Source organism: Williamsia herbipolensis, from assembly GCF_000964005.1.
Taxonomy (GTDB): domain Bacteria; phylum Actinomycetota; class Actinomycetes; order Mycobacteriales; family Mycobacteriaceae; genus Williamsia_A; species Williamsia_A herbipolensis.
On record NZ_JXYP01000023.1, the window covers coordinates 84,865 to 109,056 of the forward strand.

General features: G+C 68.9%; 24 protein-coding genes and 1 tRNA gene. 10 read left to right on the forward strand and 15 right to left on the reverse strand.

The features are described 5' to 3' along the window. Positions 1-26: 26 nt before the first annotated feature. Entirely contained in the window at positions 27-734 is a 708-nt protein-coding gene (locus TU34_RS14165; protein ID WP_045823540.1) for a GntR family transcriptional regulator, read from the reverse strand. After that, positions 731-1,246, reverse strand: coding sequence for an HD family phosphohydrolase (locus TU34_RS14170; RefSeq protein ID WP_045823541.1), 516 nt, complete (start codon positions 1,244-1,246; stop codon positions 731-733). Before TU34_RS14170 ends, TU34_RS14165 begins: the two co-directional genes overlap by 4 nt. 96 nt (positions 1,247-1,342) lie before the next feature. Here TU34_RS14170 and TU34_RS14175 point away from each other — a divergent pair, with 96 nt between their 5' ends. Genes TU34_RS14175 through TU34_RS14205 form a run of 7 tightly spaced genes read left to right on the forward strand, consistent with a single transcriptional unit; the run spans position 1,343 to position 7,800 of the window. Further along, complete coding sequence (locus TU34_RS14175; protein ID WP_045823542.1) at positions 1,343-2,470, forward strand: TIGR03364 family FAD-dependent oxidoreductase; 1,128 nt, start codon at positions 1,343-1,345, stop codon at positions 2,468-2,470. A 35-nt stretch (positions 2,471-2,505) separates the two neighbouring features. Continuing rightward, positions 2,506-3,198, forward strand: a complete 693-nt coding sequence (locus tag TU34_RS14180; RefSeq protein WP_275041754.1) for a phosphonatase-like hydrolase — start codon at positions 2,506-2,508, stop codon at positions 3,196-3,198. A 32-nt stretch (positions 3,199-3,230) separates the two neighbouring features. After that, positions 3,231-4,286 carry a 2-aminoethylphosphonate ABC transporter substrate-binding protein gene (locus TU34_RS14185; protein WP_045823544.1) on the forward strand — a complete coding sequence of 352 codons (1,056 nt, stop codon included), beginning with the start codon at positions 3,231-3,233 and terminating at the stop codon, positions 4,284-4,286. A gap of 35 nt (positions 4,287-4,321) precedes the next feature. Next, positions 4,322-5,473 (forward strand): ABC transporter ATP-binding protein, encoded by a 1,152-nt coding sequence (locus tag TU34_RS14190; protein WP_045823545.1) that lies wholly within the window; start codon positions 4,322-4,324, stop codon positions 5,471-5,473. Next, positions 5,470-6,390, forward strand: coding sequence for a 2-aminoethylphosphonate ABC transporter permease subunit (locus TU34_RS14195; RefSeq protein ID WP_045823594.1), 921 nt, complete (start codon positions 5,470-5,472; stop codon positions 6,388-6,390). Before TU34_RS14190 ends, TU34_RS14195 begins: the two co-directional genes overlap by 4 nt. Next, entirely contained in the window at positions 6,368-7,165 is a 798-nt protein-coding gene (locus tag TU34_RS14200) for an ABC transporter permease (RefSeq protein ID WP_045823546.1), read from the forward strand. Before TU34_RS14195 ends, TU34_RS14200 begins: the two co-directional genes overlap by 23 nt. 20 nt (positions 7,166-7,185) lie before the next feature. Continuing rightward, positions 7,186-7,800 (forward strand): Type 1 glutamine amidotransferase-like domain-containing protein, encoded by a 615-nt coding sequence (locus TU34_RS14205; protein ID WP_052688939.1) that lies wholly within the window; start codon positions 7,186-7,188, stop codon positions 7,798-7,800. An 8-nt stretch (positions 7,801-7,808) separates the two neighbouring features. Here the strand turns inward: TU34_RS14205 and TU34_RS14210 are convergent, their stop codons facing one another. From TU34_RS14210 to TU34_RS24500, 5 genes are all read right to left on the reverse strand, one after another. Beyond that, positions 7,809-9,197, reverse strand: coding sequence for an ankyrin repeat domain-containing protein (locus TU34_RS14210; RefSeq protein WP_045823547.1), 1,389 nt, complete (start codon positions 9,195-9,197; stop codon positions 7,809-7,811). A gap of 158 nt (positions 9,198-9,355) precedes the next feature. Next, positions 9,356-10,156 carry an alpha/beta fold hydrolase gene (locus TU34_RS14215; RefSeq protein ID WP_045823548.1) on the reverse strand — a complete coding sequence of 267 codons (801 nt, stop codon included), beginning with the start codon at positions 10,154-10,156 and terminating at the stop codon, positions 9,356-9,358. 43 nt (positions 10,157-10,199) lie between these two features. Further along, complete coding sequence (locus TU34_RS14220) at positions 10,200-11,750, reverse strand: DUF222 domain-containing protein (RefSeq protein WP_082080291.1); 1,551 nt, start codon at positions 11,748-11,750, stop codon at positions 10,200-10,202. A 182-nt stretch (positions 11,751-11,932) separates the two neighbouring features. Next, a complete protein-coding gene (locus tag TU34_RS23030; RefSeq protein ID WP_338063001.1) occupies positions 11,933-12,853 on the reverse strand; it encodes an RCC1 domain-containing protein in 921 nt (306 codons plus the stop codon). A 90-nt stretch (positions 12,854-12,943) separates the two neighbouring features. Then, complete coding sequence (locus TU34_RS24500; RefSeq protein ID WP_268810454.1) at positions 12,944-13,069, reverse strand: hypothetical protein; 126 nt, start codon at positions 13,067-13,069, stop codon at positions 12,944-12,946. Positions 13,070-13,201: 132 nt separating this feature from the next. Between TU34_RS24500 and TU34_RS14230 the strand changes: the two genes are divergently transcribed. Both TU34_RS14230 and TU34_RS14235 read left to right on the forward strand, forming a co-directional pair. Continuing rightward, complete coding sequence (locus TU34_RS14230; protein WP_045823551.1) at positions 13,202-13,657, forward strand: limonene-1,2-epoxide hydrolase family protein; 456 nt, start codon at positions 13,202-13,204, stop codon at positions 13,655-13,657. Between the two features lie 39 nt (positions 13,658-13,696). Next, positions 13,697-14,098, forward strand: coding sequence for a VOC family protein (locus TU34_RS14235; RefSeq protein WP_045823552.1), 402 nt, complete (start codon positions 13,697-13,699; stop codon positions 14,096-14,098). A 64-nt stretch (positions 14,099-14,162) separates the two neighbouring features. Here TU34_RS14235 and TU34_RS14240 read toward each other — a convergent pair. From TU34_RS14240 to TU34_RS14250, 3 genes are all read right to left on the reverse strand, one after another. Next, positions 14,163-14,236 (reverse strand) — tRNA-Met (locus TU34_RS14240). 64 nt (positions 14,237-14,300) lie between these two features. Next, positions 14,301-15,266: a prenyltransferase/squalene oxidase repeat-containing protein gene (locus TU34_RS14245; protein WP_045823553.1), complete on the reverse strand. Its 966-nt coding sequence runs from the start codon at positions 15,264-15,266 to the stop codon at positions 14,301-14,303. A 54-nt stretch (positions 15,267-15,320) separates the two neighbouring features. Continuing rightward, entirely contained in the window at positions 15,321-18,359 is a 3,039-nt protein-coding gene (locus TU34_RS14250) for a UPF0182 family protein (protein ID WP_238981314.1), read from the reverse strand. A gap of 170 nt (positions 18,360-18,529) precedes the next feature. Between TU34_RS14250 and TU34_RS14255 the strand changes: the two genes are divergently transcribed. Beyond that, positions 18,530-19,132: a PPA1309 family protein gene (locus TU34_RS14255; RefSeq protein ID WP_045823555.1), complete on the forward strand. Its 603-nt coding sequence runs from the start codon at positions 18,530-18,532 to the stop codon at positions 19,130-19,132. 20 nt (positions 19,133-19,152) lie between these two features. On the opposite strand, the gene TU34_RS14260 is transcribed toward TU34_RS14255, so the two are convergent. The 5 genes from TU34_RS14260 to TU34_RS14280 all read right to left on the reverse strand — a co-directional run bounded on the left by TU34_RS14260 (position 19,153) and on the right by TU34_RS14280 (position 24,154). Continuing rightward, positions 19,153-20,190: a YlbL family protein gene (locus TU34_RS14260; RefSeq protein WP_045823556.1), complete on the reverse strand. Its 1,038-nt coding sequence runs from the start codon at positions 20,188-20,190 to the stop codon at positions 19,153-19,155. 62 nt (positions 20,191-20,252) lie between these two features. Next, complete coding sequence (locus TU34_RS23585; RefSeq protein ID WP_052688940.1) at positions 20,253-21,188, reverse strand: hypothetical protein; 936 nt, start codon at positions 21,186-21,188, stop codon at positions 20,253-20,255. Positions 21,189-21,241: 53 nt separating this feature from the next. Then, positions 21,242-22,102: a hypothetical protein gene (locus TU34_RS14270; protein ID WP_238981315.1), complete on the reverse strand. Its 861-nt coding sequence runs from the start codon at positions 22,100-22,102 to the stop codon at positions 21,242-21,244. Continuing rightward, positions 22,099-23,145, reverse strand: coding sequence for a hypothetical protein (locus TU34_RS14275; protein ID WP_150116532.1), 1,047 nt, complete (start codon positions 23,143-23,145; stop codon positions 22,099-22,101). Before TU34_RS14275 ends, TU34_RS14270 begins: the two co-directional genes overlap by 4 nt. 43 nt (positions 23,146-23,188) lie before the next feature. Further along, complete coding sequence (locus tag TU34_RS14280) at positions 23,189-24,154, reverse strand: hypothetical protein (protein WP_045823598.1); 966 nt, start codon at positions 24,152-24,154, stop codon at positions 23,189-23,191. Positions 24,155-24,192: the final 38 nt, after the last annotated feature.

A 24,192-nucleotide genomic window follows, 5' to 3' on the forward strand; every position in this document is an offset into this window, starting at 1 on the left:
ACCGACACCTCGCCGACCGCGGCGCGTCACTCGCGCAGGATTGCCTCGAATGCCACGCGATCTCCCCGGTAGAGCGAGCGCACCTTCTCGATCGGGCGTCCGTCGACGTCGAGACTGCGACGATGCATCAGCAGCATGGGCATCGCGGTGGTCGTCTCGAGCAGGGTCGCCTCGCGGGGTGAGGCCAGCACGGTCTCGATCCGCTCGTTCGCGCTGCCGAACGTCACCCCCGCCTCGCGGATCGCCGCGTAGAGCGACGTCGTCGGATCAAAGGTGTCGGTGAACGATCCGAACCGATCCCAGGGCAGGAAGGTGCTCTCCAGGCCCAGCTTCGCGCCGTCGGCGAGCAGTACCCGCTCGAGGTGCATCACCGTCGACCCGCGGGCGATCTGCAGTTCGCCGCAGAGTTCGTCGTCGCCGACGATGTCCTCCCACGTCACCAGCAGACGTCCGGGCACACGTCCGTGGCTGATCGCCCCCTCGGTGTAGGACAGCAGCGACAGCGGTTGGACGAGCTTGGGTGCGGCGACCACAGTTCCTCGACCCCGCCGCTCGATACGACCCTCCACCAGCAACTCGTGGAAGGCCTGGCGCACGGTCTCGCGCGACACCGCGAACCGTTCGGCGAGGTCTCGCTCGGCCGGGACCGCGTCGCCCACCTCGAGGGTGTCGACGATCCGCTCCAGCTCGGTCCGCACCGCGTAGTACTTGGGGACCTTGGGCGCGGCGGTCATCTCCGGGCCACCCGTCGCGCGACGTCCAACGCCTCGTCGATCGACAGTGCCTGTGCACCGGGCACTTTGGCGGCGTCGTCGTAGCGACGCAGCCGGAGCGCGTCGGGCCACCAGACGTGACCGGTGCGAGATGATGTCGCGAGTGCCCCACCCTGATACACCAACGAGCGGACCGACGTCGGCGACAGCGCGCGCGCATAGTCCTCGTCGGTGGCGGCGAGATACTGCTTGGCCTCCACGTGCGCCCCGGCGAGCCAGCCGACACGAGCGCCGAACCGTGCGGTGAGCCATTCCTGCGCCGCGTCCTCGTGATGCACCGCGGGATCGGTGAGCACCAGCGGACTGTGTCCGACGTCGTGCAGCACGCTCGCGAGGACGAGCTCGTCGTCGGCGTCGTCATCGGCCGCCCGACGTCCCGCCTGGAGCGCGTGGTCGAGTTCATCGACCTCCACCTCGTCCCACACCCCGCGCAGCGAAGCCAGTACCTGCGCCGTCTCGTCGATCACGTCCACTCCGTGAGCCTAGCGTATTGGTCTATACCAATTGTTAACCCAGCGTTATCGCCGCGGTCATTGATTGGTCTAGACCAATAATGCAGGCTGGCACCCATGAGAATCGTCATCGTCGGCGGAGGCATCCTCGGCACCTCCCACGCCCGCTCGGCCGTGCTACGCGGCCATCATGTGATCCACCTCGAGCGTGAGCCGGAGGCCCGCGGTGCGACCGTCCGCAACTTCGGCCTGGTCTGGGTGTCCGGGCGTTCCGCGGGAGAACTGGCCGTCGCCAACCGATCTCGCGACCTGTGGGAGGAGATCGGCCGGTCGGTCCCCGGCGTGGGTTTCCGTGCGGCCGGATCGATGACGCTGCTGCGCACCGCGGACGAGGTCGCCGTCGCCGAGGATGTCGTCGCCCGGGCCGACGCCGCCGACCGCGGGTTCCGGCTCCTCGATCCCGACGAGGTGATCGCCGTCAACCCCGCGCTGCGCGGCAAGTACCTCGCCGGGTTGCACTGCACCCGTGACGGAGCCGTCGAATCGCGCGTCGCGCTGCCGGCGATCCGAGATGCGCTGAGCGCCACCGGCCGCTACGAGTTCCATCCGGGGTGTGAGGCGCGCGAGGTGACGTCGTCATCGGACGGGGTGAGCGTGCGTGACGACGCCGGCCGGGCCCATCGCGGGGACGCCGTCGTGCTCTGCGCCGGCGCAGCGCACGGCGGGTTGGTGCGCGAGGTGGCGGGCGACCTGCCAGTGCGTCGCGTGCGACTGCAGATGATGCAGACCGCCCCGCTCGACGAACCCCTGACCACCGCCATCGCCGACGGCGACAGCTTCCGCTATTACCCCGCATTCGTCGGCGACACCCTCGACGACCTGCGCACACGCCAGCCGCAGCCCGAGGTCGCCGCCGAACACCGGATGCAGCTGCTGTGCGTCCAACGCCTGCACGGCGGACTCACCATCGGCGACACCCACCACTACGACGAGCCCTTCGACTTCGACGTCGCCGAGGCGCCCTGCGACCACCTCCGGGGTGTGGTCGAGGAACTGCTCGGTCGCGCGCTCCCGCCGATCGTCCGGCGCTGGGCCGGCGTCTATTCGCAATGCACCGATCCCGACGAGATCGTCTGTCGCCGTGAGGTGTCGCCCGGCATCTGGGTCGTCACCGGCCCGGGTGGCCGCGGCATGACGCTCGGTCCGGTCATCGGCGAGGGCACCGCCGACGCCATGGCGCTCTAGACAATCCGTCACCTCTGACCACGAAAGGGACACCCTTGTCCTCCACCACGCCCCCACCCATCGCACTCGCCGTGCTCGACATGGCCGGGACCACCGTCGAAGACGGTGGACTCGTCCTGGCGGCGTTCGACGTCGCCGCGACCGCCATCGGCATCCCCGAGGACGGCCCTGAGCGCGACCACGCGCGGCAGTACGTCGTCGACACCATGGGCCAGTCCAAGATCACCGTCTTCCGCGCCCTCACCGGCGACGACGAGGAGCGTGCCCAGCTCGGCAATCGCGCCTTCGAGGCGGCCTACGACAACCTGATCGGCACGGGCGACATCCGACCAATCGAGGGGGCCGAGAAGGCCATCGCCACACTGCGCGAAGCGGGCGTGAAGGTGGCTCTCACAACCGGTTTCAGCCGTGCGACCCAACACCGGCTGCTCGACGTGCTCGGGTGGGCCGATGTCGCCGATCTGACGTTGTCACCCGAGGAGGTGGGCCGTGGGCGGCCCTATCCCGACCTCGTCCTGCGCGCGGTCCTCGATCTCGAGATCGACGACGTCGGCGCCGTCGCCGTCCTCGGCGACACCGCCAGCGACATCGTCAGCGGCCTCCGGGCCGGTGCGCGCATCGTCGCCGGAACGCTCACCGGCGCCCACGACCGACAGCAACTCGACGACGCCGGCGCGACCCACGTCGTCGACTCCGTCTCCGACTTCACCCATCTCGTCCTGCCCTGATCACCCGTCACACCACACCGCAAAGGACTCCCATGTTCACTCCATCCCGCCGACACCGTCTCCGACACGTCGCCGTCGCGATCTCCTCCACCGCCCTGGTGCTGGTCACCGCCACCGCCTGCGGCGGCACCGGGACGGCCACATCGGGCTCGGACACCGTCACCGTGTACAGCGCCGACGGTCTCGGCGACTGGTACAAGGCCGAGTTCGCGAAATTCACCGCCCAGACGAAGATCCCGGTGAACTACGTCGAGGCCGGCTCGGGCGAGGTGGTCTCCCGCGTCCAGAAGGAGCGCTCGAACCCACAGGCCGACCTCGTGGTGACCCTGCCCCCGTTCATCCAGAAGGCCGACGAGTCAGGCCTGCTCGCCGATTCCGGCGTCGACACCTCGGCCGTCGCTGCCGACAACAAGGACGCGGGCGGCAAGTACGTCTCCATCGTCGACAACTACCTGTCGTTCATCCGGAGCCCGCGGGCGACGCCCGCCCCCACCACCTTCGACGATCTGCTCGATCCGCGCTTCGCGAGCAAGATCCAGTACTCGACCCCCGGCCAGGCCGGCGACGGCACCGCCGTCCTGCTGTTGCTGCAGCACCTGCGCGGACAGCAGGGTGGTCTGGACTACCTGAAACGCCTGCAGGCCAACAACGTCGGGCCGTCGAGCTCCACCGGCAAGCTGCAGCCCAAGGTGAGCAACGGTGAGATCATGGTCGCCAACGGCGATGTGCAGATGAACCTCACGTCCATCCGCGACGACAAATCGGCCTTCGAGGTGTTCTTCCCATCCGACGCGAACGGGACGCGCACGACGGTGTCACTGCCGTATGTCGCCGGTGTGGCGACGGGCGCACCGCACTCCGAGAACGCCAAGAAGCTTCTCGAGTTCCTGCTGTCGGCCGATGTCCAGAAGACCGTCGGGCCCGACGCACTCGGCGTGTCGGTGCGCTCCGACGTCCCCGCCGACACCTCCGCGAACTCACCCGCGCGGGCCATCGCCGGGGTGACCGTCTGGCGACCGGACTGGAACTCGGTGCTCTCCGGTCTCGACGCGAACATCGCCGCATACCAGAAGGCAACGGGGAGTTGATGATGTCCGACCCCAGAGTGTCGGTGACGCGGCGGATGCGCGGTTCGGTGTCCTCGACGCCGACACCTCCCACCTCGACGACGCCGGCGATCACCTTCGACCGTGTCACCGTGACCTATGGCCGCGGTCGATCCGCCTCGGAGGCGTTGTCGGACTTCAGTCTCCGGGTCGCACCGGGTGAGACGGTGGCCCTGCTCGGTCCGAGCGGGTCGGGCAAGTCGACCGCCCTCAAGGCTCTCGCCGGTTTCGTGCGCCCCTCCTCGGGTCGGGTCCGGCTCGGCGACCGCGACATCACCGATCTCCCACCGGCCCGACGCGGGATCGGTGTGGTCGTCCAGTCCTACGCACTGTTCCCGCACCTGCGTGTCCGCGACAACGTCGCGTTCGGGCTCCGCGCCCACCGTGTGGCCCGGTCGGAGATCGGCGACCGGGTGACCGACGCGCTGTCGATGGTGAGCATGTCGGCGTACGCCGATCGGTTGCCGCGGGAGCTGTCCGGCGGCCAACAACAGCGGGTGGCGATCGCCCGCGCGCTGGCCATCCGCCCCGGTGTGTTGCTGCTCGACGAACCGCTGGCCGCACTCGATGCCGCTCTGCGACAGTCGATGCTGACCGAGCTGCAGCAGCTTCGGGCGGCTCTGCCGGACACCGCGATGCTCTACGTCACCCACGATCAGAGCGAGGCGCTCGCGCTGGCCGACCGCGTCGCGGTGATGCGCGACGCCCACCTGGTCGATCTCGACACGGCCGACGCCCTCTGGGCGCGTCCGCCGTCGACGTTCACCGCCGCCTTCCTCGGCGGCGCGAACCTGGTCCCCTGCACCGTGGGCCGGGTCTCGGGAACGAGCGCGCTGGTGTCGGTGGGTGATCGCATGCTCAGTGTGACCGCACCACCGCGTCGCGTCGGTGCACCGGACTGGGCGCCGGGCACCTCGGCGATGGTGTGTATCCGACCGCATGAGATCACGGTTGGCGCGACGTCGGTTCATGGATCGATCCGCGCCCGGGTCACCGCCACCGTCTGGCAGGGGTCGACGACCCGGGTGACGCTGGCGGTCGACGGCCTCCCGGACGTGCTGCTCGACGCGGACCTCCCCGGACGCACCGAGCACGACATCGACTCGGCCGTGTGGGTGACCATCGCGCCTGGCACCGGGGTGTTGGTGTCGACGAACGGCGCGCCATGACAGCCGATCTGGCCGAACGCCCGGTCGAGGAGTCGACACCGCAACCCAACCCGGCGATCGGTCGCAGCGCGGCGGCGTGGTGGACGATCGGTCCGCTGGTGATCGTCGCCGTCGTGGCGGTGTATCCCCTCATCCGTGTACTGGTCAACTCCACCGCGGGACACGGTGCGAGTTCGTGGTCGGGGGTGCTGTCGTCGGAGCTGTTCCGGAACTCTCTGCTCACCACGGCGCGGATCGCGGTCTGCGCGACGCTCGGGTGTCTCGTGCTCGGCACCTTCATCGCGGTGGTCCTCGCCTTCGTGCCGTTCCCCGGTTCACGGGTGGTGGGGAGTCTCATCGACACCGTGCTGACGTTGCCGTCGTTCCTCATCACCCTGGCCTTCACGTTCCTCTACGGCAGCGCGGGCATCGTCAACGCGGCCCTGTTCGAGATCATCGGCTCCCGCCCGGTGAACTTCCTGACCACCGAACTCGGTGTCATCGTTGCCGAGATCACCTTCTTCACCCCGTTCGTCGTGCGACCGCTGCTCGCCGCGTTCGCGATGGTCCCGCGCGACCAACTCGACGTGGCAGCCAGTCTCGGCGCATCGCCCTGGCGTGTGCTGCGTACGGTCGTGATGCCCGAGGCCTGGCCCGCACTGACCGCAGGCGGAGGCCTGGTGTTGCTCCTCACGCTCAACGAGTTCGGGATCGTCCTGTTCACCGGGGCCAAGGACGTCACGACCCTGCCGGTCCTCATCTACACCCGCGGGATCGTCACGTTCGACCTCCCCGGCGCCGCGGTGATCGCCACCGTGCAGATCGCGTTGTCGATCTGCCTCTATCTGCTCTACCGGCAGGCGTTCTCACGCCTGAGCTCGCGGCGCGGCGCGCCCCACCGAAAGGACGACGGCGATGCTGTTCTGGACCCGACGTAGTCGTGCCGCGGTATGGGCACTGTTCGGCGTCGTCGTGGCGATCGTCTTCGTCGCGCCGATCGCCACCGTGGTGCTGGCGGCCTTCTCGGGGTCGTGGAATGGTCCGCTACCCACCGATCTCGGGCTGGCGCGGTTCGGCGACGCGCTCTCCGGTGACGATCTCGCCAGCCTGTCGGTGAGCCTGCAGACCGCGGTGATCGCCGGTGCACTGGCGTTGATCGTCGGGACCTGGGCCGCACTGGCCGCGCGGTCGGCACCGTCGTGGCTGGGCCGCGTCACCGACGCGGCGTTCCACATCCCGATCGCCGTCCCGTCGGTGGCGATCGGTCTGGGACTGTTGATCTCGTTCAACTCGCGGCCGCTGCTGCTCGGGGGGACGAAGTGGATCGTCATCGTCGCCCACATGGTGTTGGTGCTGGCGTTCGCGTTCAGTTCGGTGTCCGCGGCCGCGGAACGTCTCGACCCCGCACTGCGTCAGGCCGCGGAGTCACTCGGCGCCGGCCCTGCGCGCGTGCTGTTCGGTGTCGAGTTGCCGCTGCTGTTGCCGGCACTGGGCGCGGCCGCCGGCCTGGCCATCGCGCTGTCCATGGGTGAGTTGGGGGCCACCATCATGGTCTATCCGCCGACCTGGAAGACACTTCCGGTCAGCATCTTCGGGCTGTCGGATCGCGGGCAGGCCCTCTCTGCGGCCGTGTTGACCACCACGCTGCTGGCGGTGACCCTGGTGGTGCTCGCCGCTGTGAGCAGAGTGCGCACACGGGCATCTCTGCGCTGACGGTCGCTACATTCGTCGACATGCGACTGTTCCTGACGTGCCTCGGTGTCGATGGACACGACGACCTGCTGGTGTCGGTGACGGGACGCGGCGCGACGATCGGCGTGGTGCTCAACGCCATCGACGACCGACCGTCTGATCGCGCGCTCGCCGGGGAGATCGAGCACGCCGAGATGACCCGACTCGGTCTGCGGCCGGTGGAGCTGGACCTGCGCGAGCACGCCGATGTCGCGCGACTGGCCACCGTCGACGCGCTGTGGGTGCGCGGCGGGAACACGTTCGCCCTCCGGTACGCGATGGCCGCACACGGCGCCGACGCCGTGATCGCGCGACGTATCGGCGACGACTCGCTCGGGTACGCCGGCTACAGCGCGGGCGCCGCCGTCCTCTCGCCCGATCTGTCGGCCGTCGCCGAGGTGGACGACCCGTCGGTGGTCGCCTCTCCGATCACCACCGGACTCGGCGTACTCGACCGCCCGCTGATCCCCCACATCGGTGGGAGCTACGACGACGGCATCGCCTGCACCGCACTGAGTCGACGTCTCACTCTCGACGGCGTCGCACACCACGCGCTGCGCGATGGCGAAGCCCTGGTCGGTCTCGGCGGTGAGCTGCGCCTCGTGCCCCGCCGCTGACCGACGGGTCAGCTCTCGAACAGCTCGGTGAGGTCGTCGTGGCCCAGATGGCGAGCCCACTGTGCAGGCGTCGAGTCGAAGCGGGCGTCACGGATCGCCGGATCGGCACCGAGTTCGAGAAGACGCACGCACAGGGCGGCGTCGTCGCGTTCGACGGCGGCGTGCAGTGCGGTCTGCCACGGTTGATCGACCTCGATGTCCGACCGCCCCATCGCGTTGATGTCGAACCCGTTGTCGCTCAGCAATTCCACGGCGGCAATCCGTCCGTGGGCGGCGGCCCACACCATCAGGGCCGGGCGGGCGTCGCGCACGGCCGACACCACGTCGGTGGACGTGGCGGTGACCGCGGCGGCATCTCCGGCCAGTACCGCCGCGACGAACGACTCCTCGGGCGACAGCGTCGGCATCGCGGCACCCAGTGCGGTGAGGCGGTGGGCGAGCGCAGCGTGACCGTTGCCGACCGCCACGTCGATGGGGAGTCGGCCGTCGGGGAGCGGCGCACCGACGTCTATGCCGTGGGATGCGATCAGGTCGACCCGGTCGCGTTGATCATGGGTCACCGCCCACGCGAGCAGCCCGCCGACGATGTCGCGGGGTGCGGGCAACACGTCGGGAAGTACTGCGCGCCAGGGGCCCCCGTCGCCACGCCCGAGACCGTGCTCGAACAGCAGCGCGTACACGCTGTCGTCGGTGCCGAACATGCGGTTGTAGACGGTCTCGCCGTCGTTGGCCTCGGCACCCGCCTCGAGCAGCAGACGCGTGAGGTCGAGGACGTGTGGGTGCGGTGGTTGGTCCCGCTCTCCCCCACCGCACACCCCGGTGAGGATCGTGAACGGGGTGGCCAGACCTGCGAAGAATCGCCCGTCGTTCACATCCGCTCCGGCCTCGATCAGGAGCTGTGCGGTCGCGAGGCAGTCGTCGACGTCGGTGTCGAGGCGACCGTAGGCGAGGTACATCAGGGGCGTCCAACCGAACGGGCCCACCGGTTCACGTGCCGCTGAGGTGTTGTCCGTCAGTATCTCTCGCAGCGCAGCCACATCGGCGGCGACGGCCGCGGTCGCCGGGTTCGCCCGGCTCAGGCTCGGCTGCGCGGCAAGAAGGGACTCTGCGCGACCGGCGTTCTGCGACTCGTCGCGCTGATAGGTGAGACACGCGAGGTCGAGGAACACATCCGCGGCGGAGTCTGTGGTGCGGTCGACGAGAGTCCATCGACGACCGGTGATGGCCTGCACGTGCCGTACGAGGCGCGTCCAACTGGCGAAGCCGTACTCGCGGGCCAGGTCGCGCTGCGCGGTGGTCAGCGGATACCCCGGGTCGTCGCGGCGCACCGCGCGTTGCAGTTCTCGTGCGCGCGTGCGCAGTTGATCGAGATCGGGGTTGTCGGGAAGGTGTGCCACGGCAGGCTCCTCTCGTTGCCTGCGGTCCGCGGGACAGGCCGAAAGGAGGTGGGTGGTCGATACTCCGGTGTCGCCTACCGAGTGGGCTCAGCCCTGTCCACGGACCCGGAGGCGCCTCGGCGAGCGCCTGGGAACGATGATAACCGGTGCGCGACCGGTTATCGAGGGCTCGCGGCGGGTTCGCTTCCGGCGAGCAGGATGGACGCGATCAACCCCGGATTGTCCGACATGGGAACGTGTCCCACGCCGGGCACCGAGATGATGCGCGCGTGAGGGAAATACGTGACCACGTTGTGGCGGTCGCGATGCGGGAGGATCAGGTCGCGCGTCCCCCACGCGACGGTGACCGGCACCAGCGGTGAGGTGACCGGCGGCAGCTCGAACGGTGCGTCGACACCGCCGGCGAGCGTCGTGTTGGTGAGCAGCGACTGGACGTCGATCACTGCGTTCTCGTAGGAGATGCGGCTGGGGTGGGCGAAGAACGGCGCCAACGACGGGTAGCGAACCAATTTGCTGCGGAACGCCTTCGACGCCTGGTCGCCCATCGCGCCGGCCGCCGCACGCAACGCACGGAACTTGGCCAGCCCGCGCGCCTGGGCCGCCGGAGTTTTCCAGAACCCGGCCGGCGACAGCGCGGTCGCCGAGGCGACGTCACCGCGCGCGGCCAACGCCATGGCGAGGAAGCCGCCGAGTGAGTTCCCGGCGATGTGCACCGGCTCGTCGGGTCCGCCGACCTCGGTGACGAAGTCGGAGAGTCCTTCGATGAACGCGGCCAACCGCTCGGCTCCGAACACATCGACGTCGTCGGATTCGCCGTGACCGGGCAGGTCGACGGTCACGACCCGCCGGTATGGCGTCAGAAGGTCCAGCACCGGATCCCAGGCCTGTCTGCGATGGACCACGCCGTGGACCAGGACCAATGTGGGGCCGTCACCGGCCACGTCGTGTCGCAGACTCATGCGCAGAAGAGTAGACGCACGGTTGTGCGCCACCTGCCGCACGTCAGAACGGTGGTGGGTCGTCGTCTTCGGCGTCGCGCGCGGCTTGCTCTGCCGCCTCTCGGGTGCGGCGGTTGTGTTCCCGTTCGGTCTGGCGTCGGGCGTGTTTGTCTGCCAGGCGTGGTCGGCGTCTGGTCGGTGCAGGCTCTGTGGCGTTGTCCGGGGCGGGTGGTGCGTTCTGTGGTGCGGTGAAGCGGATGTCCTTCAATGCAGGGAACAGGTCGGTGCCGTCGAATGCGGGCCCGGCCACCGTCAAGCCTTCGGGGGTGATGATCACCGACTCGATACGGCCGTCGCGGCCCATGGTCTGGTCGTCGAGGAAGTCGGTGTGGGTTTTCAGGTTGTGGTGGAACCGGCACTTGGATCCGGTGTTCCCCGGGCACGTCTGCCCACCGTGGGTCGGATGGTCGTGGTCGTACTCGCGGACGTGGTCGATGTCGCAGACCCACGCGGGTCTTTCGCATCCTGCGACGTCGCAGTACAACGACCGGGCCCGCACCACGGTGTCCAACGCGGTCGACGGCCGATACGGATTCCCCGGGGTGTGTGGGGCGAGTGCATCATCGCGGTGCCCGATCGGGGCCACGGTCACACCAGGCTCGGTGAGGAGGTCGTCGAAGTGGGCCGGGGAGATCACGCCGTAGCCGTCGAGGAAACACGGTGTCTCCCCGTCCCCGGCGACGGTCTCCAGATCGCAGATAACGTGCAGCGTCATGCTGCTGCCGGTGCCGGGAACCTCCCGCGCCGCAGGCGCTTCGGGGTCGGAAACCGCAGGGGCGTCGCACGACTCATCGTCACCGCACTGGCATTCCCACGCCACACCCATGACCAGACAGAAATGCGCATCGGACTTCCGGGCGGCGAGAGTGCGCCCATCGTCCTTACACACCGCGCGAGCCAGGGCATCGACCCGTCGCGATATCTGAATGGCTTTCTCAGCGGTGGAGGTGGCCTCGACCCGTGCCATGCCGTCGGCGAGGCGCTCGGTCCAGAACCCCCGCGCATCGACCGCAGCCTTACGTCGCGCCCGCACGGCGTCGGGGTCGATCCGGTAGACGCTGCGGTCGACCATGTCCCGGATCCGCGACGGTGACCACGATCCGCGTCGCCGCAATGCGGCCGCGATCTCGGTGTCGACGACCTGCTGCGCGTCACGATCGGTGACGAGGTCGGTGCGTTCGACGATCACCCGCACATACCGCGTCGCCAACCGGCCATCGCGGAGACATTCGGCCACCTTCGGGAGCCGGTCGCGTAACGCGACGGCGGTGTCGACGATCCGCTCGGCCGCGCCCTGGGAGATCGAATGGGTGACCGCGATCCGCGCCGCGCACTGCATGGTCGCGTCGAACGTCCGCCGGTCCGACGCTTCTTCTGGCACCACCAACTGCCGGTGCAACTCGCCGACGTCGCGGTACCGGGTCCACTCCAGGAAGGCCTGTCCGGCGGCGGCGTGAACCATGTTGCCCAACAACGCGTTCACCGACGCAGCAACGTGATCGGTGAGCAATCCCACCGACCCCGCATCCACCCCAGCCCAACCCCCATCGCGCATGAATCAACCCTAGAACAGGGGTACGACAGAGCCGTTTTCCCCTAAGTCACGCTGTATTACAGTTTCGTCTGGGTAGAGCCTCGTTGCCTGTCAGGAGTCGGCATCGGTGGCGACATCCCACCACACCGGGCTCTCCGCGACCGTTCGCCGCATGTGGTCTCCCTGAATCGAATATGTCGGTCTCAACAACGTCGAGCGGCTTCTGACTGTGGTGGCCCGCAAACCGTCTCAACCTGAGTCCACGCATCCACGTTGCACTGACCGTCACCGTTCTCGCCGGCACTCACAACAGTTCCGTCGACACGGAGCCCCAGGGTGTGCGTAGACCCAGCAGCGACGGCCACGAGGCCACTCCATTTGCCCACATCGCATTGACCGTGGCTGTTATCGCCGGCAGCGACAGCACGCCCATCGACGGTGAGACCGACGCAGTGGTGGCTACCTGCGTCCAAATGGAAGATGTCAGCCCATCGGTCAACACTGCGGGCGCCTGCGTCTGGTGATCCTGTGGCGAGAACGCAGCCGTCGGCGCGCAGGCCGATTGTGTGCATAGAGCCGGCTGCCACCGCTGTGACGTTGCTCCAATGGCCGACCGCGCACTGACCTCGCCGATTGGCACCCGCGGCGACAACAGTTCCGTCGCCCCGCACTGCGACAGAGTGCCAATCGCCACATGAAAGACCGGTTACTCCGTGCCACGCGTCCACCTGACACTGGCCCTCGTCACGTCGACCGGTCGCAAGGACTGTTCCATCGGAGCGGAGCCCGAGAGTCGTTCGCCAGCCTGCCGCCACCGCGACGATGCCTCGCCAGTCATTTGCGCTGCACTGTCCGTTGCCGTTCCAGCCTGACGTGACAACAGAGCCGTCCGACCGCAGGCCCACCGTGTGCGAACGCCCGGTGTTCTTTGCTGAGTGCACGTTCCCCACTGCGACCGACACCACGTCGCGCCAACCGCTGACATCGCACTCGCCTGCGGCACCGTTGCCGACCGCCACAACCGTTCCGTCCGAACGCCGCCCGACAGAATGGCGTCGACCAGCCGCTATCGCCGTTCCGGCGCGCTCGAGATCGGCGGCGTCCACACGTTCATCGTGGAACACCGCGGACAAGTAGTCCAATGGTCGCCGGCACTACAGCCGCCACCACTCTGTACAAGGCAAATGTCTGCCGACTTCCTGATTCACGGCAGTTCAGCCGATGTGGAACACGTACCCGCCGATGAGGATCGCGATGCCCGCGGCGATCGCTCCGATGGCACCGATGCCGATGAACGGCGCTGCGATGATCTGCGCGATGGTGGTGGCGACACTTCCCATGACCGACTCCTCTCGATGAATCGGCGCCATGCCGGTTCGGTACCAAAGCGTACCAAGATCCTTACCTCTCCGCACGACCGAATCCGGATCGAGACCTCGCGAGTCGCGCCATCGAAGTGCGATGGTGGACGCATGGACACCGACATAGTCACGGACACCACCGACCACGCGATGGTCGTCACCGATTTTCTCCACGCTCTTCGCGATGAGGACTTCGACGCCGCCGCAGCGCTTCTCGCCGACGACCTCGTGTACGAGAACGTCGGGTTGCCCACCATCTGCGGGTCCCGACGGACGATGGCCCTCTTCCGACGGATGGAGGGCCGGGTCGCGTTCGACGTGATCGTGCATCGTTCGACGTCGAACGGATCGACGGTGATGAACGAGCGCACCGATGCGTTGACCTTCGGGCCGGTGCGGCTGCAGTTCTGGGTGTGCGGCGTCTTCGAGGTGACCGACGGACGAATCACACTGTGGCGCGATTACTTCGACCTGGCCGACATGACCAAGGGTCTCATCCGCGGCGTCCTCGGCGCTGCCGTGCCCGCTCTGGGGCGGACTCACCAGGGGACCCGGCGCCCAGCCTGACCGTGCCCCTGCGACCTACGCCGTCCCTAGGATGAGCCGATGCGAGCCCTCCCGTTCCTGACCTTCCAACCGTCGTCCGACAGTGTGGCGGCCGCCGCCATGTCCGCCTACGTCCGCATCTTCGACGGTCGGGTCATCTCGGATCGTCGCCGAAGCGCGGACGAGCCCGGAGGCGAGGGCACGGTGTTCCTCGCCGAGTTCGAGGTGGCCGGGCTGCGGATCCGGTGCAGCGACTCGGCGATCACCCATGCATGGGATGTCACGCCGGCGATGTCGATCTGGGTCGACTGCGACACCGAGGACGATCAGCGTCGCGTGTTCACCGCGCTGTCGGAGGACGGCCAGGAGTTCATGCCGCTGGGCGACTACGGATTCGGGCCGTTCGGCTGGGTACAGGACCGCTTCGGCGTCAGCTGGCAGATCGGGGTCACCGCGGACTGACCGAGACCACCGATCACATAACGAAAGAGACCCTCGGAGCGAACTCCGAGGGTCTCTTACCTAGTAGCGGGGACAGGATTTGAACCTGCGACCTCTGGGTTATGAGCCCAGCGAGCTACCGAGCTGCTCCACCCCGCGTCGGGTGAACACAACGTTACACAGCGGCTCGCGCAGACTGCAAATCGCGCCCTGAGCTGCGGCATCAGCGGTGATGGTCGTCCCACCAGGCCAGAACTCGGGTCCCGATGAGCGTCAGCCAGCGGGACGGTTCGCCGGGCGGGACGTCGGTCTGGAACCACACCGCGCCGGGATGGCGGCCACCCTGCAGCCACGTCCCGTCGTCGCGGCGGGCAGCGCGGATGAGAGCGATCGCGTCGGCCATCCGCGGGTCGGGACCGACGCCGTCCACGGAGGCGGCCATCCGGAGGTGATCGGCGGCGCCGAGCACGCTGTAGACCCACCGCGCCGGGTACACGAACCGGGTCGCCCACGGGCCGACGACCTCACCCGTGCTCGCCCTGCGGAACAGGTTGCGCGACAACAGGTACTCCTCGCCTGCTCGACGGATCGACGCGACGCGAATGTCGCCGGTCGCGATCTCGTAGGACAGCAGGCCGCGCAGCGAGTTCAGGGTCGAGTGGAACGAGGAACGCTGCGCGCCCTCGACCCATTCGCAGTTCCATCCCCCGTCGGCGAGCTGGTGTTCGGCGAACCAGTCCACGAGCGCTGCGACGTCGGCCCCGAGCCACTGTCCGTTGGCGAGCGTCATGGCGTTGATGCACGCATCCACCTCACCACCCCAGTAGGGCAGATCGTCGTACTCCCATCGGGCGTTTGCGGCGAGGAGCTCTGCGGTCCCGCGCCGTCGCAGCGGTTCGGCGTCGACGCCCCACTCCCGCAGGGTGGTCAGGCTCCACGTCGTCGCCGTCCACGGCTGGCCGTCACCACCACTGTCGACGAACCCGGCCGGGAAGAACGCACCGCCCGCCCACTGCCCGTCGTGGTCCTGCAGCGCCAGCAGACGGGCCCCGTGGCCCTCGACCGTGGTGCGGGCCCGTGTCGCCTCCCAGACGGCACTCGGCGCACCGACGACGTCGCGCTCGACCTGCCATCGCAGCGTGGGATCGGCGTCGAGCAGCCAGTCGACTCCGACGTCGGGCATCGCCATCGCAGGAACGCTAGTTCCCGGCCGCCGTCTGATCAACGACGACCGGGAAGGCGGTCACTTGGGGAGTGCTTCGTACCTCTCGGTCGCCGCACGGAGGCGATCGAGCGCCTGCCCGTACTGGGTGAAGTTGCCCGAGTTCTGCGCCTGCTGCAGCGCGTCGATGGCGCCGTTCAGCTCGGCGACCGCGGCGTCCCGGTCGGCGTTCGAGCCGCCGCTGGGTGCGGCGCTCGATGACGGCGGTGTCGAACTCGGGGCCGTGGTGGGCACCTGAGCCTGGCCGTTCTGGCCCGTCTGGCCGTTCTGGCCCGTCTGGCCGTTCTGACCCGTCTGGCCGTTCTGCTCGCCGGTGTCCTGACCGTCCGGGACCGAGCTGGGATCGGTCGCGTTGGCGCGGCTGATGCCGGCCTGGGCGAGCGCCTCACCGATCGTCGGCGCGTAGCCGATGGTGATCGGCTGGTTGCTCGAGGCGCGGTAGCGGACGATCACGCGGTACAGGCGTGGGAACGTCGCGTCGTTCTTCGCCTGGGCGTAGAGCGGCACCACGTTGAGGATCCCGTTCTGCCCCACCGGGAGTGTGAGCAGATTGCCGAACCGGACGTTGGCCGAGCTCTGCAGGTTACGCAGATCCTCGTTGACCTGACCGAACGTCGACATCGCCGAGAACGCCTGCTTCGGGCCCTCGCGCTGCGGGTTGAGCGGGACCTCCCGCACGGTCATCTGCCCATAGCTGTCCGGGTTCGACGACACCGTCATGTACGACGCCAGGAAGTCCCGGTTGAGGGCGTTGAGCACGCTCGTCAGCTGGAAGGTTGCGTTGCCCGTCCGCGGGTCGGCCGCCACGAAGTAGTACGGCGGCTGATCGAGCCCCTGGGTGACGGCGTTCGGATCGGTCGGATCGGTCGGGACCGACCAGAAGGCGTTGCCCTGGAAGAACGTCTGCGGATCCTTCACGTGGTACTTCTCGAGCAGCGTCCGCTGGATCTTGAACAGGTCCTCCGGATACCGCACGTGCTCCACGAGGCTGGTGTTCTTGTCGAAGTCCGCGCGCGACTTGACCGAGCCCGGGAACACCTTCATCCAGGTCTTGAGGACCGGATCCTTGTCGTCGAACTGGTAGAGCGTCACCTTGCCGGTGTACGCGTCGACCGTGGCCTTCACCGAGTTGCGGACGTAGGCGATCTGCTTGTTGATCTGCGTACGACCGGTCTGGCCCTGGTTCAGTTCCTGGGCGTCGGTGGTGGCGTCCTGCAGCGACGTCTTCTGCGCGTACGGGTAGTTGTCGAGCGTGGTGTACCCGTCGACGATCCACTGGATCGACCCGTCGCTCATCACGGCCGGGTAGGTCTTCGAATCGACCGTGAGCCACGGCGCCGCCTTCTTCACGCGGTCGCGGGGGTCGCGGTTGTAGATGATCTTCGAGTTCTTGTTGATCGCACCCGAGAGCAGGATGTTCCGCTCGGTGTACTTGATGGAGTACGCGAGGCGGTTGAAGATGTTGCCCAGCGAGACGCCGGCGTCGCCGGTGTAGGTGTAGCGCGGCGAGTTGGCGGTGTCGTACTCGACGCCCTGGCCGCCGTCCGACCCGACGATCGCGTAGTCGGGATTGACCTTGGAGATCAACTCGCCGAAGTAGATTCGCGGCTGTGTGACCTTGATGGGCGCGTTGGCCTTGTAGTCGGCGCTGTTGATGTTCTCGAGGTCGCTGACGTCGAACTCCGGCTGTCCGCCGTTGTTGACGTCGGTGCCCGAGGACGCCGCCTGGGCGGTCCGGTTCGCCGGCGAGGCGACGAACCCGTTGCCGTGGGTGTAGACGGTGTGCTTGTTGATCCAGTTCTGCTGGTTCTCGGCGAACCGGCTCGGATCGAGTTCACGCACCGCGACGATGTAGTCGCGCAGTTCGTTGTTCACGCGGTAGCGGTCGATCGCGAGCTGCGACGGGAACCCGTAGAAGTTCGCGCCCTGCTGCAGCTGCGTGAACGCCTCGGAGATCACGTTCGGGTCGAGCAGGCGGATGTTCGACAGCGTCGCGCGGTCGTTGTCGACGGCCTGCTGCACCGCGGGCTGCTGGGTCCAGTCGGTCTGGTACTTGACGTTGTCGTCGCCGATCTTGTACGCCGCCTCGGTGGCGCTGATGTTGCGCCCGATGAACTCCGATTCCTTCTGCGCGGCGTTGGGCTTGACGGAGAACTGCTCCATCACCAACGGCCACCCGACACCGATCACCAACGCCGACAACAGCATCAACGCCGTCGCGAGAGCGGGGACACGGAGATCGCGGAGCACGATGCCACCGAAGAACGCGGCGGCACAGATGACCGCGATGGCCAGAAGGATCAGCTTCGAGGGCAACACCGCGTTGATGTCGGTGTAGCTCGCACCGGTGAAGATCTCCTGCTTACGGGTGCTCGAGAGCAGCGTGTACCGGTCGAACCAGTAGGCAACTGCCTTGAGCAGCAGGAAGAGTCCCGCGATGACGGCCAGCTGGATACGCGCGGCCTTGGTGAGCGTGCCGTTGCGCCCGTTGAGCGCGATGCCACCGAAGATGTAGTGCGTCACCAGACTCGCGATGAACGCGACGACCAGCAGCACGAACAGGAAGTTCAGCACGAAACGGAAGAACGGCAGATCGAACGCGTAGAAACTGACGTCGTAGTTGAACTGCGGGTCCTTCACGCCGAACGACTCGCCGTGCAGGAACGTCTGGACCGTCGCCCACGACCCCTGCGCCACCAGACCCGAGAGCAGACCGATGATCAGCGCGGGCACGATCGCGAACCAGCGGATGCGGGTCATGACGACGGCGCGGTACCGCGCGATCGGGTCGCCCGGGCCACTGGTGGGCACGAAGACCGGTCGGGACCGATACGCCAGGGCAAGGGCGCCGAACACGATCGCCCCGGCGACGAACCCGACGATGAAGAACAACGCCACCCGCGTCCAGATGATGGTGGAGAAGACATTGCTGTAACCGAGATCGTCGAACCACAGCAGATCGGTGTAGAGCCCGATCAGACGCGGCCCCACCAGCAGGATGACCAGGAGGGCGACGGCGACCCCGATCAGAATCTTGCTCCGCCTCGACAGTGTCGGCATTCCTGCCGGACCCCGTACGTTCACGTCTCACACTCCCACTCATGGTCCCGCGCCAGACGGCCACGGAGCTGCTTTGCCAACACTTTACTGACGGCCACCTCGGCGAGGAGGCCTCGTGCTCGCGACCGCCGGTGACGGACCTGCCGCGTTCGCGGTGACAGGATGGGCCGGTGACCGACCACAGTCTGCCGCCACTGTCATCCGACGCCCTCGGCGTCGCCGTACGCGAGGTCGTCGAGTTCGTCGACGCCAACGGATGGGGACAGCCTCCCGTGCTGTTCGCGCTCGTGCCCACCGCGCTGGTGATGCAGGCACAGCCCGACCTCGTCGACTCCCTCGACGAGACCGAGTTGACGCTCGTCGAACAGGACCCGCTGCCGGTCTCCGAGGACAGCGGCATGACCGAGCTCGAACACGTCCTGGGCACCACCAGCTGGCCGGGCACCGTCGCGGGATGCGTGCTGGTGCAGGAGATCATCGTGTTGCCACCCGAGGCCGAGACCGATCTCGACGAGGCGCTCGTGCCCCTGCTGGCCGACCGCGACGCCGCCGACGAGGCCGCTCGCCAGACCGCGCTCGAACACCCCGAGGCGAACGAGGCGCGTCTGGTGGCCGCGGTCCTGCGCGGTGGTCAGAACCTGTGTCTGCTGCAGCTGCGGCCGCCGCTCGGCGAGGAGGACGCGCCCGTCGAGCTGCTCGCCCACCCCGAACTCGCGCCCAACCTCATCGCCGCGCTCACGACCACCCTCGAGAACGACCCCGAGGACTTCTGAACCCGGCACCCGCGGTGTGCTCAGCACCGGGTGACGTTCTTTCCGTCGCGGATCGCGGCGAGTTCGCCGATCGCGTCGGACAGGGTGTCGACCCGCACCAGGCGTAGGCCGTCGGGGACGTCGGATCGCGCCTCGGCACAGTTGCCCGCGGGCACGAGGAAGTCGGTGGCGCCGGCCTCGCGCGCGGCCAGGGTCTTGTGGGTGATGCCGCCGATCTCGCCCACCTCGCCGGAATCGCTGATGGTGCCGGTACCGGCGATGAACTTGCCGCCGGTGAGATCGGTGGTGCCGAGCTTGTCGATGACGGCCAGGGTGAGCATCAGCCCGGCCGAGGGGCCGCCGATGTCGCCGACGTTGAAGTCGATCCGCAGCGACGGGTCGGCGTTGACGACCTCGGGGGTGACGCCCAGATAACCCTTGCCGGTGTCGCCGGGGCGCGCACCGAGGGTGACGCGCCGATGCTCGACCGGCGTCGGGGTTCCCGCGGGCACGCTCGCGGCGGTGTTCGGTACACCGAGGGTGACCACGGCGCCGGGCTTCAGCTTCGAGACCGCGTCACGCAGTTCGTCCGAGGTGGAGACCGCCGCGCCGTTCACGCTCACGACCCGGTCGCCCGTCTTCAGGCTCGCCGCCGCCGGCCCCTTGGGGTCCACGGTCACCGTGAGCTCCGTCGGCCGCTTCAGGTACCGCAACGCGGCGATGGTGGCCGAGTCCTCCGACCCGCCCATCTGTTGCTGATCCTGGCGACGGGTCTCCTCGGTGCTCTGCCCCGGGGGGAAGACCTCTTCACGCGGCTGCAGCGAGTCGCGACCCGAGAACCACATCCCGATGGCCTGGAACAGGGTCAGCTGATCGGTCACCGACACCGTCGTGAGGTTGAGGTTGCCGTCGGTCGCGCGGACGGGGGCGCCGGAGATCTTCACGACGGGGGTCTGTCCGACGGCACCGAGGGTGTTCACGGTGGGGCCCGGTCCGAGACTGACGTAGGGCACCCGGACGAACGCGCCGACGACGACCAACACCACCAGCAGCACCAGGGTGACGGCCAGCGTCACCATTCGCCGATTCGCCGGGACAACTCTCACGTCGACCACAGTAGAGGTTGCGCGGGACCCGCCCGTCAGCGTCGAGGTCCGAGGGTGACCACGCGCCCCGGGTGCGCCAGCGACGGCGCGGTCACCCGGTTCCCCTTCGCCGAACGGATCAACTGCCCCTCGAAGGCGGTGAGGCAGGCTGCGGCCGGCGACTGATAGGCCGAGGCGAGCGCCGGGGCGACGGCCGCAGCCCATCGCCCCTCGGCGGCGATGAACTGGTCGCGGTAGGGACCGTAGAACGGCAGGATCGCCTGCAGCACCACCGTTCCGGCGCCCGCGATCTGGTTCAGGATGGGGGTGAGCCACGGGAGGTTCTGGTGGATCACCGGTTCGAGTTCGGCGAGGAACGGACCGGCGAGCTGCATGAGCGGCTGGATCGCCGGGCCGAGGGCGAAGACCTCGGACGCGAACGGCCCGAACATCGGCGAGAGCTCGACGATCGACGACAGACCGCCGGTCTTGTCGGGTTTCGGCAGTCCGATGGGGCACGCCGCCTGCTCGGTGATCGGTGCGACCGACAGACCCGCCCCGCCCGCACCGATCTGTGTCGATGATCCCGGGGCGCCGGGGGCGATGGGCGTGGCCGGGTTCGCGCCGGTACCGGGCGTGATGGCGGTGGCACCGGGCAGTGTCGCCCCACCGCCACCCGGGGTGATGGCCACCGCGGCGGCCGGGGCGTTCGCGGCAGGCGCCGCCGGTGCGGGCCTCGGCGATGTCGGCGTCGCGGCCCCCTGGGCAGCACCGGCAGGGGGTGACGCGGGCGCCACCACGGCCGCCTGCTGCGCGACGGCCGGTGTCGTGACCACCACCCGCCGACCGGCGTCGGCGTACCAGGTGGCCGAGGCCAGTACGGCGAGGACCGTGATGCCCGACAGCGCACGCACCACCGTCGGCGCCGACGGGCGGCGGCGGGCCGCGGGCTGGGCCGGGATCTCCTCGGTGATCGGGTCGTCGTGGCTCACGTCAAAGCTCTCTCTCGAGTGTTGGGCGGCGGCATCCACGTGGTCGGCGGGGCTCACGCGGACGGCGGTGCGGTCGACGGGGCGGCTGCCTGCGGTTCGTAGACACCCTCGAGGTGCCACACGCCGGTGAAGCCGTTGAACGGACCGCCTACGATGAGACTGGTCCACTCCAATGTGTATGCGCGCGTGCCACTGTCGTAGGTGCCGGTGGCCGGAGGCCCGTCACCGGCCGAGACCGCGCTCTGCCCGAACCACTTCTGCGACACCCAGTCCCACGCGCGGGTGGCCTGCGCGACGCCGGGGACGGCCGGACCGGCTTTCGCCGGCGCCTTCGGGGCGCCCTGGTTGAACTCCTGGTTGTTCCACGACGCCGACCACGCGGTGAGGTTCGCCGTGAGCTTTCCGCCCTCGTTGCGCACCGAGGGCGCCACCACCGCGTTGCGAGTCTGGGGATCGATCGGGTTCGTCGAGGCACCGAACTCCACACCGAAGAACTTGGTGGGCGCCATGATCGACCCCGCGAGGGCGTTCCCGTCCCGGAATGCGGGGGTCGGTTCGGACTGGTAGCCGCCGACGCGCAGGCCGCCCTCGCTCCCCGGGGACAGGAGGGTGACGGTGCCGCCCTTCGCCGGCGAGTCCCCATTGGGCATGAACGGTCCCTTCTCGGGCGTACCGCCGGGTTGCACCATCGAGAACCACGATCCGGTGACCGTGTCGCCGGACACCGCGCCGGGCGTCAGCCGCAGCAGGCCCACGAGGTCGCCGGATTGCGCGGGCGCACCGGAATTCGATCCACATGCGGCGAGCAGGCCTGCGCCGAGCGCGAGCGCCACCACGAACGTCGGCAGCGTTCGCCGGCGATGGCTCGTCCGGGCCGAACGCGGTCGCACCCGGGCGGGAAGGGAGAGGGTCATCGTGCTCCTGTCGTGCGTCGTGCGGTGCGGCCCAGTGCGCCCGCCGCGCCGAAAAGGCCGGCGAGCACCCCTGATCCGATGAGGAACCAGGGCAGCAGGGCGAATGCGCCGACGCCCAGGGCATCGGTGCGGTGGTCGAGCCGGGCGACGCCGGCGTAGTTCTTCACGTTGTCGTTCAAGGTCCCGATCAGACCGGCGAAATCCGACGACATCCGTTGCCACGAGGCGCTGAGATCGTCGACGCCGGCGAGGTCGGCGCGCGACGAGACGGGGGTGTCGACCGCATCGCGATAGCTGCTGTCGATCTGTCCGACCGCCCCGACGAGGACGACGAAGTAGCCCTGGACGTCGCGGACCTTCCCGGCGGTGACGACACCGTCGAAGCGATCGAGCAACGGACTCGCGGCCCGCGAGTGCGACACCATCGACGTGGCCACCGGGTAGACGACGAGGCCGGCGGCGACCGCGAGGACGAGCGCGGCCGCGCCGATCCGGCCGGGCACGGTGTGTCCGCGACGCAGCCCCCACACCCCGGCCCCGATCAGCAGCAGTCCCGCGCCGACCGGCACGAACGGGATGACGTCCAACGGACGCATCGCCGCCAGGCTCCCGAAATCGCCACGCGCGGAATCGATCCGATCGAGCAGCCCGGTCATGTCGGCGTCGATGTCGCCAAACCGCGTCTGGAACCCGGCGACCTGCGGGAACCGTCCGGCGTCGATCCGGTTGGCCGCGTCGAGACGCACCGTGGCCGCACGTGCGACGGCGAGTCGGTCGAGGTCTGCGCGGAAGCCGTCGAGACGATCGGTCGTCATGTAGGGCTCGAAGGCGCCGATCATGGCCTGGCCCTGGGCTGCCGGGTAGAACATGCCCCCGGCCAGCGGCGCGACGGTCAGCACCGCACCGAGCAGCAGCACGAGAACCCATGGCCACCGGCGCAACCGTGCCCCCGCGTCGCCGGGGACCGGCGTCGGCACCGACTCCGCGTCGCCGCGCCCCTCCCCCGGATACGACGGCAGGACGGCGTCGTGCCGTTCGGTCACGCTCACCGCGGGTGGGCGGTCATCGGGCGCTGCGCGCGAGCGCTCATCGAGCACTGCGCCGGCGGAACAGCCGATCGGCGTTGGTGAGCAGCGCGGTCGCGATCGCGGTCACCACCACCAGCAGCGGCAACAGCCACCGGGGGCTCGACGAGTCCGACACCTCGATCGTCTTCGCGGCCAACGCGGGGTCACCGCTCACCGCCGCGGGTGCGGCTGCGGCCGGCGCGGCGGCCGCAGTGGCCCCGCCTGCTGCCGGTGCAGGCTGCCCGGGTGCCGGTGCAGCGGGTGCCGACGTCGTCGTGGGGGCGCCGGGTACAGGTGCGGAAGCGGGTGCGGCCGCCGCCGGCGCGCCACCGAGGCCCGAGCCCCGGTAGGTGCCGGCGAGGTGCCACAGGCCGGTGAAGTTGTTGAAGGGGCCTCCGACGATCTGGCTCGTCCACTCGATCACGAACGCACCGGTGGTGCGGTCGATGGTTCCGCGGACCGCGGAGGTCTTGCCCGGCAGTCCGCCGCCCGGCTTCGGTGCGCCCTGGTTGAACACCTGCTTGTTCCAGGTGACGCCGAAGCTGCTCAGGTCACCGGTGAGGCTGGTGCCGTCGGCGCGCAGTTGCGGGAGCGCGGCGGCCGAGCCGGTCTGCGGGTCGGTCGGGTTGGTGGCCGTCGCGAACCCGACGCCGTAGAACTTGACCGGCCGGGTGACGCGGCCCGACACGGCGTTGCCGCTGCCGTCGAACGCCTGCGCGGGCTGCGCCTGGTAGGTGCCCGAGGTCAGACCGCCGTCGGTGCCCGCGGCGAGCGGGGTCACCGTCTTGTCGGAGCACCCCGAGTCGCTGTTGGACAGGAACGGACCGCTGGTCGATCCGGCGGGCAGGATCATGCGGAAGAAGGAGCCGGTCACCGAACCGCCCGAGCACACGCCGCCGTCGAGGGCGAACAGGCCGTTCAGGGCGACCGGTTGCGCCGATGCCGCCGGGGCGAACAGCCCGGCCGAGGCCGAGACGATGGCCATCGCGGCGGCGAGCGCCGTCAGACGGCTACCCCGTCGGC